Annotated in this window: 13 protein-coding genes; 10 read left to right on the top strand and 3 right to left on the bottom strand. The window is 71.9% G+C overall.

Annotated elements, in window-relative coordinates:
* Window positions 1-65: 65 nt before the first annotated feature.
* Entirely contained in the window at window positions 66-674 is a 609-nt protein-coding gene (locus AC3IX6_RS15155) for a TetR/AcrR family transcriptional regulator (RefSeq protein WP_489370601.1), read from the bottom strand.
* A gap of 150 nt (window positions 675-824) precedes the next feature.
* Here AC3IX6_RS15155 and AC3IX6_RS15150 point away from each other — a divergent pair, with 150 nt between their 5' ends.
* The 3 genes from AC3IX6_RS15150 to AC3IX6_RS15140 all read left to right on the top strand — a co-directional run bounded on the left by AC3IX6_RS15150 (window position 825) and on the right by AC3IX6_RS15140 (window position 3,601).
* Window positions 825-1,628 (top strand): alpha/beta fold hydrolase, encoded by an 804-nt coding sequence (locus AC3IX6_RS15150; protein ID WP_489370600.1) that lies wholly within the window; start codon window positions 825-827, stop codon window positions 1,626-1,628.
* A gap of 51 nt (window positions 1,629-1,679) precedes the next feature.
* On the top strand, window positions 1,680-2,186 hold the full coding sequence (locus AC3IX6_RS15145; protein ID WP_489370599.1) for a DinB family protein: 507 nt from the start codon (window positions 1,680-1,682) through the stop codon (window positions 2,184-2,186).
* A 128-nt stretch (window positions 2,187-2,314) separates the two neighbouring features.
* Window positions 2,315-3,601: a protein kinase domain-containing protein gene (locus AC3IX6_RS15140; protein WP_489370598.1), complete on the top strand. Its 1,287-nt coding sequence runs from the start codon at window positions 2,315-2,317 to the stop codon at window positions 3,599-3,601.
* Window positions 3,602-3,797: 196 nt separating this feature from the next.
* On the opposite strand, the gene AC3IX6_RS15135 is transcribed toward AC3IX6_RS15140, so the two are convergent.
* Window positions 3,798-4,001 carry a cold-shock protein gene (locus tag AC3IX6_RS15135; protein WP_112451444.1) on the bottom strand — a complete coding sequence of 68 codons (204 nt, stop codon included), beginning with the start codon at window positions 3,999-4,001 and terminating at the stop codon, window positions 3,798-3,800.
* A gap of 237 nt (window positions 4,002-4,238) precedes the next feature.
* Between AC3IX6_RS15135 and AC3IX6_RS15130 the strand changes: the two genes are divergently transcribed.
* From AC3IX6_RS15130 to AC3IX6_RS15100, 7 genes are all read left to right on the top strand, one after another.
* On the top strand, window positions 4,239-5,102 hold the full coding sequence (locus tag AC3IX6_RS15130) for a menaquinone biosynthetic enzyme MqnA/MqnD family protein (RefSeq protein ID WP_489370597.1): 864 nt from the start codon (window positions 4,239-4,241) through the stop codon (window positions 5,100-5,102).
* A 218-nt stretch (window positions 5,103-5,320) separates the two neighbouring features.
* Entirely contained in the window at window positions 5,321-6,139 is an 819-nt protein-coding gene (locus AC3IX6_RS15125; protein ID WP_489370596.1) for an MBL fold metallo-hydrolase, read from the top strand.
* A 158-nt stretch (window positions 6,140-6,297) separates the two neighbouring features.
* A complete protein-coding gene (locus tag AC3IX6_RS15120; RefSeq protein ID WP_489370595.1) occupies window positions 6,298-7,119 on the top strand; it encodes a prepilin peptidase in 822 nt (273 codons plus the stop codon).
* Window positions 7,120-7,264: 145 nt separating this feature from the next.
* Complete coding sequence (gene mqnC, locus AC3IX6_RS15115) at window positions 7,265-8,464, top strand: cyclic dehypoxanthinyl futalosine synthase (protein WP_489370594.1); 1,200 nt, start codon at window positions 7,265-7,267, stop codon at window positions 8,462-8,464.
* 7 nt (window positions 8,465-8,471) lie between these two features.
* On the top strand, window positions 8,472-9,137 hold the full coding sequence (locus tag AC3IX6_RS15110; RefSeq protein WP_489370593.1) for an imidazolonepropionase-like domain-containing protein: 666 nt from the start codon (window positions 8,472-8,474) through the stop codon (window positions 9,135-9,137).
* Window positions 9,138-9,296: 159 nt separating this feature from the next.
* Window positions 9,297-9,992, top strand: a complete 696-nt coding sequence (locus AC3IX6_RS15105; RefSeq protein WP_489370592.1) for a demethylmenaquinone methyltransferase — start codon at window positions 9,297-9,299, stop codon at window positions 9,990-9,992.
* 23 nt (window positions 9,993-10,015) lie between these two features.
* Window positions 10,016-10,927 (top strand): glutaminase, encoded by a 912-nt coding sequence (locus AC3IX6_RS15100; protein WP_489370591.1) that lies wholly within the window; start codon window positions 10,016-10,018, stop codon window positions 10,925-10,927.
* Between the two features lie 166 nt (window positions 10,928-11,093).
* Here the strand turns inward: AC3IX6_RS15100 and AC3IX6_RS15095 are convergent, their stop codons facing one another.
* Window positions 11,094-11,618, bottom strand: coding sequence for a GNAT family N-acetyltransferase (locus AC3IX6_RS15095; RefSeq protein ID WP_489370590.1), 525 nt, complete (start codon window positions 11,616-11,618; stop codon window positions 11,094-11,096).
* Window positions 11,619-11,649: the final 31 nt, after the last annotated feature.

Below are 11,649 nucleotides of genomic sequence, written 5' to 3'. Positions count from 1 at the left end.
ACCCTAGTTCTTGACAGGTCGGGGCCGGGGGCCGGGACCGGGGCCCGGGGATCCTGCGGGGCGCGTCACCGGTAGGCGGCGAGGAAGACGCGGGTGCCGGCGGCGGCGTGGCGGTCGAGGTCGGCCTCGGTGTACTGGGACCGGCCGGTGAACATGGCCTTGTTCACCGGGATCCACAGCAGCAGCCCGGAGAAGTGGTTGGCGGCCAGGAGGGCGTCGTCGATGCGGAGCAGCCCCTCGTCCGCCAGGCGCTGGAAGGTCGCCGCCAGCGTGGCGAGCCCTCGTTCGAAGCCCCGCTCGTACCACTCGGTGCCCAGGTCGGGGAAGACGTCGGCGTTGGCGATGATCAGCCGCCGCAGCTGGATGACCTGGGGGTGGGTGAGGGTGGTCAGGAACTGGCGGGCGAGCCGGGTCAGGCTCTCCTCCAGGTCGGCGGCGCCGGTCGGGATGTCGGCCAGCAGGTCGATCGTGGTGTCGAGCCGGTCGGTGGTGGCCAGCACGATCTCGGCGAACAGCTTCTCCTTGTCCGCGAAGTGCTTGTAGACGGTCTGCTTGGACACCGCGGCCAGCTTCGCGATGTCGTCCATGCTCGTCCCCGAGTACCCCTTGTCCAGGAAAACGCTGGTCGCGGCCTCCAGGATCGCCTCGTGCTTGCGTACTGAACGGCTGTCCATCGCCGACACCCTCTCCATCCGTCTCGCCTTCTTCGCAGAAGAGTACTGGACTGACCAGTACTCGTGTGGGTACTGTACGGTCTAGTTCCGAAGCGCGGGCCTTCCGGCCCCGCGTACCGCGTACCGCGCAGACATTTGGAGTGGCTTCCCATGGACAAGGTGTTCTCCGCAGACGGCACGGCCATCGCCTACGAGCAGCAGGGCGCGGGGCCCGTCGTGGTGCTCGTAGGCGGTGCCTTCATGACGCGCGGCGATTCCGCCGGCCTCGCCGCCCTGCTGGCCGATCGCTTCACCGTGATCACCTACGACCGCCGGGGCCGTGGCGACAGCGGGGACGGCGCGGCGTACGAGGTGCAGCGCGAGGTCGAGGACCTGGACGCGCTGATCGGGCAGGCGGGCGGTGAGGCCATGGTCTTCGGCATGTCCTCCGGTGCCGTACTGGCCCTGGAGGCCGTGGACCGGGGCAGCGCCGTCTCCCGGCTGGCCGTGTACGAGCCGCCCTTCATCACCGACGACAGCCGCCCGCCGCTGCCCGCCGACTACGTCGCCCACCTGACGGAGCTCGTGGCGCAGGGGGCGTACGGCGATGCCGTGTCCTACTTCATGACCGCGGCCGTCGGCATGCCCGCCGAGGCCGTCGCCGGGATGCGACAGGCTCCCTTCTGGGCCGGCATGGAGGCCACCGCCCGCACCCTGCCCTACGACGGACGGGTCATGGGCGACACCATGTCCGGCCGGCCGCTGCCCGCCGACCGCTGGCGGTCCGTGACCGTACCCGTCCTCGTCGGCAGCGGGGACGCGGGCCCGGCACACATGCTGCGCGGTGCGCGCGAGCTCGCCGCACTGGCCGGCAACTTCGCCCTGCACGTCTTCCCCGGCGAAGAGCACACCATCGCCCCCGAGCTCCTCGCCCCCGTCCTGACCGGCTTCTTCACCACCGGGGAGCAGGCCTGAGCAAGGAAAACGCCTCGACATCGGGCGCGGTGATCGGGGACGCTTCGCGCGATGACAAGAATCGACGACACACCGCCCGCGTGGGACGAGCGCACCCAGCTCACCACGTTTCTCGACTACGCCCGTGAGACCGCCCGCGCCAAGTGCGAGGGCGCCTCGGCGGAGAACGCCCGCAAGGCGCTCCTGCCGGGCTCACCGCTGATGACCCTGAGCGGGCTGATCAACCATCTCCGCTGGGTCGAGTACTACTGGTTCCAGGTGGTCTTCCTCGGCGAGGAGGACCAGGGGCCCTGGACCGACGAGGACCCCGACCGCGAGATGCGCATCGCCGTCGACTTCCCGCTCCCGCAGCTGCTCGACGAGTACGCCGAGCAGAGCGCCCGGTACCGCGAACTGGTCGCCGGGAACGGCCTGGACGAGCAGGCGCGGCGAACCGTCCGCGACGGCCTCCGTGTCGACCTGCGCTGGATCCTCCTCCACCTCACCGAGGAGACGGCCCGCCACAACGGCCACCTGGACATCCTGCGCGAGATGCTCGACGGCACGACGGGCGACTAGGCCGTCTCTTTCGGATCTTGCCGGTCAGGCCAGGCAGGATCCGAAAGAGACGGCCTAGGCCCTGACAGGTCCTCAGGTTGGCCTGCATTCGCCTGCGCCCCGTCCCGCGCGGCACTTATCCTGCGCGCATGGGGGAGATCTTCTTACCGGGCGACACCCTGGCGGGCGGTCGGTACCGGATCGACGGGACGCTCGGCAGCGGCGGGATGGCCCTGGTCTACCACGGGTGGGACACGAGCCTGTCCCGGGCCGTCGCGGTCAAGACGATGCGGCCCGAGCTCGGACTCGACGCGGGGTACTCGCTGAGGTTCCGGCGGGAGGCGCAGGCCATGGCCGCCCTCGCGCACCCGAACGTGGTCACCGTGCACGACACCGGCGAGGAACCGCGCCCCGACGGGCCGCCGGTGCCGTACTTCGTCATGGAGCTGGTCGCCGGGCGCTCGCTGGCCGACCGGCTGCGCACCACGGGCGCCTTCCCGGTGGCAGAAGCCGCCGGGATCGCGGACCAGGTGCTGGCGGCGCTGGCCGTCAGCCACGAGCGGGGCATGGTGCACCGGGACATCAAACCCGCCAACGTGCTGCTGTCCGGCTCCGAGGGCACCGTGAAGGTCGCGGACTTCGGGATCGTGCGGGCCATGGCGGGTGACGACGTACCGCTGACCGGGACCCGGATGATGGTCGGGACCCCGCAGTACATGTCGCCCGAGCAGGTGCGCGGGCTGCCGGTGGACGGCCGCTCGGACCTGTACGCGGTGGGCGTGCTGCTCTTCGAGATGCTGACCGGCCGGGTGCCCTTCGACGGGGACGACGGCTACGTGATCGGCTACCGCCACGTCACGGAGCCGCCGCCCACCCTGGCCTCGTACGGGGTCTTCGGCCGGCCGCAGCTGGAGGCCGTGCTCGCGCGCGCCCTGGCCAAGGAGGCGGGGGAGCGGTATCCCGACGCCCACGCCATGAGGGCGGCCCTTCGGGCCCCGGCGAGCACACCGACGCCGACCGCCCTGAACGTCCCGAGGCGGCCGGCCGGGCCGCCGCCGGCCACGCCGGTTCCGGTTCCGTTGGCGGCGCCCGTGCCTGTGGCGGCTTCGGTGCGGACGCCCGCTCCCGCGCCAGCTCCCGTGACGCCGGCGCCGGCAGGGCGGGCGGTCCCGTCCGGGGGCAGGCCCCGGCGGTGGCTGCGGCTGCTCGGGTCTCTCGTGTGCTTCTACCTCGCCCAGATGATGCCCAGCAGCATCCCGGGCTACGCGCTCATGGCCCTCGGGCTGGGGCTCGCCCTGCCGTTTTCCCGGCGGGGGCAGCGCCGACTGGGCGTGCCGATGACCATCGCGTTCTCCCTGGTCATGGTCCTGCAGCTGGTGGGGATGGCCCTGCGCCCGGGAGCTTTCGCCGAACTGCTGGCCGGTCTGAAGATCTGACCCGGAAGTCCTGACCCGGAAGTCCTGACCCGAAGTCCTGACCCGGCCGAGCGGATCCGCGGCCGCGAGAAGCCCGGTGCACCACAAGAAGCCCGGTGCGCCGCAAAAGGCAGGAGCCCCGTCGACTCTGCTCGCGCAGAGAAGACAGGGCTCCTTGGGTACTGCATATCCAACCGCGATTGGTTGGCCCAGGCGACTAGGCCGGGGTGACGTTCTCCGCCTGCGGGCCCTTCGGACCCTGGGTGACGTCGAAGTTCACCAGCTGGTTCTCCTCAAGGGAGCGGAAGCCGGCGGCGTTGATCGCGGAGTAGTGGACGAAGACATCCGGGCCGCCGCCGTCCTGGGCGATGAAGCCGAAGCCCTTTTCAGCGTTGAACCACTTGACGGTTCCGGTAGCCATGAGCCCTCCTATGGGCCAAAGGGTCGCCCTGCTCCAGAACCTGCTAAGAAGTCTGAAAACTACAAAAGCCTGCGGGTCACATTCTCCGCAGGCCTCGTACTGCAAGGGAAACCAAACTGCAACTTGCGTCGAGCCTAGCACGCACCTCCCGGCCGAGACCAGAGGGAAAGATCACGTCACTCGGACGTTTGAGACCCGCCAGACGGCTGACGGGGACACGGGGGCTAGTCTCGCGATGTGGACGTCTATCGCAGCCGGCCCCGTGTCGGCCACATTCAGTTCCTGAACTGCCTGCCCCTCTACTGGGGGCTGGCCAGAACCGGCACGCTGCTGGACCTGGAGCTGACCAAGGACACCCCGGAGAAGCTCAGCGCGAGCCTCGTCCAGGGCGGCCTGGACATCGGTCCCATCACCCTCGTGGAGTTCCTCCGCAACGCGGACGAGCTCGTCGCCTTCCCCGACCTGGCGGTCGGCTGCGACGGTCCCGTCATGTCCTGCGTGATCGTTTCGCAGGTCCCCCTGGACCAGCTGGACGGCGCCCGCGTCGCTCTGGGATCCACCTCGCGAACGTCCGTACGCCTGGCCCAGCTGCTGCTCGCGGAGAAGTACGAGGTGCGGCCCGACTACTACACCTGCCCGCCCGACCTGGGGCTGATGATGCAGGAGGCGGACGCCGCGGTGCTGATCGGCGACGCCGCGCTGCGGGCCTCGCTGCACGACGCGCCCCGGCTCGGGCTCACCGTCCACGACCTGGGGGCGATGTGGAAGGAGTGGACGGGACTGCCGTTCGTCTTCGCCGTCTGGGCCGCCCGCAAGGACTACCTGGAGCGCGAGCCGGAGGTCGTGCGCAAGGTCCACGAGGCCTTCCTCGCCTCCCGGGACGTGTCCCTGGAGGAGGTCGGCAAGGTCGCCGAGCAGGCGGCCCGCTGGGAGGCCTTCGACGCGGAACTCCTGGAGCGCTACTTCACGACGCTCGACTTCCGCTTCGGCCCCGACCAGCTGGCCGGCGTACGTGAATTCGCGCGGCGGACGGGACTCACGACGGGCTATGCGCCCGATGTGAACGTGGAGCTCCTGCCGGTGGGCGTGCCCGGGCATTAGCGCGGCTTATGAGGGTATTCGCCTTTCCGCAGAGCGGAATGGGGCGGAAGGCGAATGCCCGCCGTTTACCGGGAATGCCTCCTCTCTTTCCCCGCCCCTTGTCGTCACCCCCGCGGGCGTGCGGCCGGGGCTGCCCGGGGACACGATGAGAGGAAGGGAAGGGGGAAGCCCGGGGCGGTCGCGAGCGTGCTCACACAGGGGGCCATCGGAGCTCTGCCATGACCACACGCTCAGTCGGCCGGGACATCACGGTCCTCGGAGACGCCCTCGAAGTGCCCGGCATCGGTTTCATGCCCGTCAACGCCTTCGTCCTGCACGCCCGGGAGCCCGTGGTCGTCGACACCGGCCTCAGCCTGCCCGACCGGGACTTCCTGAAGACCCTGTCCGAGGCCATCGACCCCGCCGACGTGCGGTGGATCTGGCTGACGCACCCCGACAAGGACCACACCGGCGGGATCTTCGCCCTGCTGGAGGCGGCCCCCGGGGCCCGCGTGGTGACCACGTTCCTCGGCGCGGGCGAGATGACCACGGAGCGGCCGCTGCCGATGGACCGGGTCCACTTCCTCAACCCCGGGCAGCGGCTCGACGTGGGAGACCGCTCCCTCACCGCCTTCCGGCCGCCCCTCTACGACAACCCCGCCACCGTGGGCTTCTACGACGACCGGTCGCGGGCCTGCTTCAGCTCCGACTGCTTCGGCTCCCCCGTCCCGGACGGCGACCTCGCGGCCGGCGGCGACGCCGGGGCGGTCGGGCCCGAGGAGCTGCGGGCCGGCCAGCTGTTCTGGGCTTCGGTGGACAGCCCCTGGGCGTCCGTCGCCGACCGGGAGAAGTTCCTCGCCACGGTCCGGCCGCTCAGGGACATGGACCCCGAGCTCGTCCTCTCCACCCACCTGCCGCCGGCCGCCGGAGTCGGGCTCATCGCCCGGATGATCGACACGGTGGCCCTCGCCCCGGGGCTCGACCCCTTCGTGGGCCCGGACCAGCAGGCCCTGGAACAGATGCTGGCCGGCTTCGCACCGGCCGGCGCGGCGGCCTGACGGGCCCGGCGGATCCTTCGGCCCGTCCGGCGTGTGCGGACCGGGTCCGGGGATGGGCGAAGGGCGGGTTGGGGACAACCTCCCCGGCTCCCGCAGCCCCTGCTACCGTCCATCGCCAAGACGCGGGCGGGGCGGCGGGGGCGGGGGCGAGAGCTGGCATGGGCATCGCGGGATTCGTGGCCGGGGTCACGCTCTGGGGCGCGCTGGCGGGCCTTCTGCTGCCCCGGGCCGCCTACCGCCTCTCCGTCGAGGTGGGCCTGCCCTGGCGCTCCGACTGCCCGGCCGGGCATCCGCTGACCGGCCCGGCCGGAGGCTGGCTGGGCCCGGCGGTCTGCCCCCGGTGCGCGCCCGCCACAACCGCCCGGTCCCCGTGGCGAGGCCGCGGCTACGCGCCCGTCGCCGGGGCCGTGCTCGCCTCCGTCCTGGTGTGCCTCACGCTCGGCGCCGGGGTCGGGGCGCGGCCCGAGCTGGGCGCCTGGCTGCTGCTGGCGCCGTTCACCGTCCTGCTCTGCTTCGTCGACCAGGCCGTGCACCGGCTGCCCGACGTACTGACCCTCCCGCTGGCGGCCACCACCGCGGCCGCGCTCGGCGTGGCCGCCCTGTTCGCGGGTACCGGCGGCTCCTGGACGCGCGCGCTGCTCGGGGGGCTCACCCTCGGGTCCGTGTACCTCGTCCTCCATCTGATCCACCCGCCCGGCATGGGCTTCGGCGACGTCACCCTGGCACTGACCGTGGGGCAGGTCCTGGGCTGGTACGGGTGGTTCGTGCTGTTCGCGGGCAGCTTCGCCGCGTTCGCCGCGGCCGCCGTGCACGGGTACGCCCGGACCGCCCTGCGCCGGGTGGAGCCCGGGACCTCGATCGCCTTCGGGCCGTTCATGGCCGGCGGCGCCCTCGCGGGCGTGCTCTACGCGGGCCTGGGCCTGGGGCTGGGACTCGACCTGGGGTCGGGCCCCGTCCTGGGCGCCGGACCGGTCCCGTAGGCCGGTTCCGCGATCCGGGCCCTTCGGGACATCCCGCAGGGGGCCAGGCCGGGAGCGGGAGGGGCTGGCGTAGGCTGGATCGGTCCGGGAATCTCGACCGCAGCCGGGCGCCAGCCGAACGACACAGCCGAAAGGTGACGCACCGGTGACCGACCAGGCCGCTCTCCAGTCAGTCCTCGACCGAGCCGCCGCTGGGGGCCGGATCACCCAGGAAGAGGCGCTCGACCTCTACCGCCACGCGCCCCTGCACGCCCTCGGCCAGGCCGCCGACGCCGCCCGCCGGCTGCGCTACGCCGGTACCGAGCACATCGCGACGTACATCATCGAGCGCAACATCAACTACACCAACGTGTGTGTGACGGCGTGCAAGTTCTGCGCCTTCTACGCGGCCCCCAAGGACGCGAAGAAGGGCTGGTCCCGGGACCTCGACGACATCCTGCGCCGCTGCGCGGAGACCGTCGAGCTGGGCGGCACGCAGATCATGTTCCAGGGCGGCCACCACCCGGACTACGGCGTCGAGTACTACGAGCACCACTTCTCCGCCATCAAGCAGGCCTTCCCGCAGCTGGTCATCCACTCCCTCGGCGCGTCCGAGGTCGAGCACATGGCCCGGATCTCCAAGGTGTCGGCGGAGGAGGCCATCCAGCGCATCCACGCCGCCGGCCTCGACTCCTTCGCGGGCGCCGGCGCCGAGCTGCTCCCGGAGCGGCCGCGCAAGGCGATCGCCCCGCTCAAGGAGTCCGGCGAGCGCTGGCTGGAGATCATGGAGATCGCCCACAAGCTGGGCGTGGAGTCCACCTCCACCATGCTCATGGGCACCGGCGAGACCAACGCCGAGCGCATCGAGCACATCGCGATGATCCGCGACACGCAGGACCGTACGGGCGGCTTCCGCGCCTTCATCCCGTACACCTACCAGCCCGAGAACAACCACCTCAAGGGCCGGACCCAGGCGACCGTCTTCGAGTACCTGCGCATGATCGCCATCGCGCGGCTCTTCCTCGACAACATCGCCCACATCCAGGGCTCCTGGCTGACCGTGGGCAAGGAGGCGGGCCAGCTCTCCCTGCACTACGGCGCCGACGACCTCGGTTCGATCATGCTGGAGGAGAACGTGGTCTCCTCGGCCGGTGCCAAGCACCGCTCCAACCGCATGGAGATCATCGACCTCATCCGCAAGGCGGGCCGCGTCCCCGCGCAGCGCGCCACGACGTACGAGCACCTCCTCGTGCACGAGGACCCGGCGAACGACCCGGTCGACGACCGCGTGGTCTCGCACATCTCCTCGACCGCCATCGAGGGCGGTACGGCCCACCCCGAGCTGAAGCTCATCTCCTCGAACTGACGCGCCCGTGCTGACGATCCACACCGCCGAACTCCTCGTCACCGGACCGACCGGTTCCGGCGCCGGTACCGGTTCCGCGCCGCTGCCCGGCGGCGCGGTCCTGGTCGAGGGCGACCGCATCGCCCGGGTGGGCCCGTACGAGGAGCTCGCCGCGGCCTACCCGCACGCGCGCGCCCGCAGCTGGCCCGGGGTGCTGACCCCGGGGCTGCTGGTGCGCGGCGGTGACGAGCTGCTGGAGCGCACGTACTACCCGGACGACCCGTACGAGATCACCGAGCTCGGGGCCGAACCGATCAGCGGCGCCGAGGCGTTGGCGGACCTGAAGATGACCGAGCCGCGCTGGGGCAACAGCGCGCGGCGCGGCACGCAGAAGCTGCTCGCCCGCGGGGTGGTCGCGGTGGCCGGCCGCTTCACCAGCCCGGCCGTCCGGACGGCCGTGGTCCGCTCCGGGCTCACCGTCGTCCCGCCCGCCCCCTACGAGGGCCCGGCCTCCCTGGACCCGCTCGCCGGCCGGACCGCGGCCGAGGAGGCCTTCCACGGAGTCCTGGAGCCGGGAGCTCCGGCGCGGTTCGCGGTCTTCGCGGTCCCCGGCCCGGCGGAGCTGCTGGTGGAGGGCCCGACCACCTGTGTGGCCACGGTCATCGGCGGCAGGCTGCTCCACCGCCGGCGCTGAGCCCGCCGCCCCGCGCGGACCCGTACGGGCCGCCGGTGCGGGAAGCGGGGGGCCTGCGAGAATGGCGGGGCGGTCCGCAGGACCCTGCCGAACCGTTGGCCAGGACCCTGCCGAACCGTTCGCCGCACCATTCGCACCGCACCCGAGGGGCCCACGCCAGTGACATCCGCTTCCCTGGACAAGCAGCCGCACGAAGTCGCCTCCATGTTCGACGGCGTGGCGGCGAACTACGACCTCACCAACGACGTCCTCTCCCTCGGGCAGGCCCGTCTGTGGCGCAAGGAGGTCGCCAAGGCGGTTGGCGCGCGTCCCGGGCAGCTGGTCCTCGACCTGGCCGCCGGCACGGCCACGTCCTCGCTGCCCTTCGCCGCCGCCGGCGCCTACGTCGTGCCCTGCGACTTCTCCCTCGGCATGCTCCGCGAGGGCAAGAAGCGCAACCCCTGGCTCCCGCTGACGGCCGGCGACGCGACGAAGCTCCCCTTCAAGGACGACGCCTTCGACACCGTCACCATCTCCTTCGGCCTGCGCAACGTCCAGGACACCGACGCCGCCCTGCGCGAGCTGTACCGGGTCACGAAGCCCGGCGGCCAGGTCGTGATCTGCGAGTTCTCGCAGCCCACCTGGACCCCCTTCCGGACCGTGTACACCGAGTACCTGATGCGCGCGATGCCGCCGGTGGCCCGCGCGGTCTCCTCCAACCCCGACGCGTACGTCTACCTCGCCGACTCCATCCGCGCCTGGCCCGACCAGCCGGCGCTGGCCGCGCTGCTGCAGAAGGCCGGCTGGTCCAAGGTGGCCTGGCGCAACCTCAGCGGCGGCATCGTGGCCCTGCACCGCGGCACCAAGCACGCGTAGCCACGGGACCCGGGCCGCCTCCGATGGACTACCAGGCACTGCTGGAGCAGGTCGCCACCGACATCGCCCCGCTGATCGGCAGCGGCACCACCGCCGAGTACATCCCGGCGCTGGCGTCGGTGGACCCGCGGCAGTTCGGGATGGCCATCGCCGACCTCGACGGCAACGTCTTCGGGGTGGGGGACTGGGAGACCCCCTTCTCCACCCAATCCATCACCAAGGTCTTCGCGCTGGCCCTCGCGCTCGCCGAGGGCGGCGACAGCCTGTGGGAGCGGGTGGGCCGGGAACCCTCCGGCAACCCCTTCAACTCCCTCGTGCAGCTGGAGTACGAGAACGGCATCCCGCGCAACCCCTTCATCAACGCGGGCGCGCTCGTCGTCACCGACCGGCTCCAGACGCTGACGGGCGACGCGAGCAGCGAACTGCTGCGCTTCCTCCGGGAGGAGAGCCAGAACCCGGACGTCGCCTTCGACGCGGAGGTCGCCGCCTCCGAACAGGAACACGGCGACCGCAACGCGGCCCTGGCCCACTTCATGGCCGCCTACGGGAACATCGACAACCCCGTGCCGACGCTGCTGGAGCACTACTTCTGGCAGTGCTCCATCGAGATGAGCTGCGCCGACCTGGCCCGGGCGGGCCGCTTCCTGGCCCGGCACGGACTGCGCGCGGACGGCTCCCGTCTCCTCACCCGCAGCGAGGCGAAGCAGGTCAACGCGGTGATGCTGACCTGTGGGACGTACGACGCGGCGGGGGAGTTCGCCTACCGGGTGGGCCTGCCCGGCAAGAGCGGCGTCGGCGGCGGCATCGTCGCGGTCGTGCCCGGCGCGTGCACGCTGGCCGCGTGGAGTCCCGGCCTGGACACCCAGGGCAACTCCGTCGCCGCGGTGGCCGCACTGGACCGCTTCACGACCCTGACGGGCCTTTCCGTCTTTTAACGCGCCGCACCCCTCCTCGACGCGTCGCACCCCTCCCCAGCCCTTCCGGCGCTTGAGGACCGGGGTCCGGGCAGCGCCCGGGGAACGGTGGAAGGGCGGGTAGGGGAACTCCGCCCCGCGCAGCGGCACGCCCCGCCGAGCGGGTAGGGGCTCCGCGGAGCGGGGGTCAGGGAAGGGTGAGGGTGTAGCGGCGGGCTTGGCGGGGGCGGCCCGGGATGGGGAGGCGGTCCGCCAGGGTCATGCCCAGGCGCTCCGCCACCGCGATCGAGCGGACGTTCGCGTCGTCGATCATCGCCACCACATCCGGCACCCCAGCCCCCCGCACCCGCTCCAGCGTCGCCAGCGCAGCGGCATACGCGTACCCCTGCCCCCACGCGGAGCGACCGAGCCGCCAGCCGATCTCGATCTCCCCGACCGGCCCCCACCCCTTCGACTCGGGCCACGGCTGCGCCCCGGTGAAGCCGAGGACCTCGCCGTCCGCGTCGAGCAGCGTCCACAGGCAGAAGCCGAGCCGGGCGTCGTGCATCCGCTGTCGGGCGGTGATTTCCTCGTAGAAGGAGAGCTCGGCGGGGCCGCCGAGGAACTCCATGACATCGGGGTCGTGGAAGACCCGGTGCCAGGCGTGCGCGTCCTCGTCCGTGGGCACACGGAGCTGGACGACGGGGAGCGGCCGGGTCGGCGAGGTGGTCACAGGGGGCAGCCCTTCGGATCGCGATCTCTCT

The organism is Streptomyces sp. GL_141, assembly GCF_057834385.1.
This window is presented reverse-complemented; position numbering and strand designations above follow the sequence as displayed.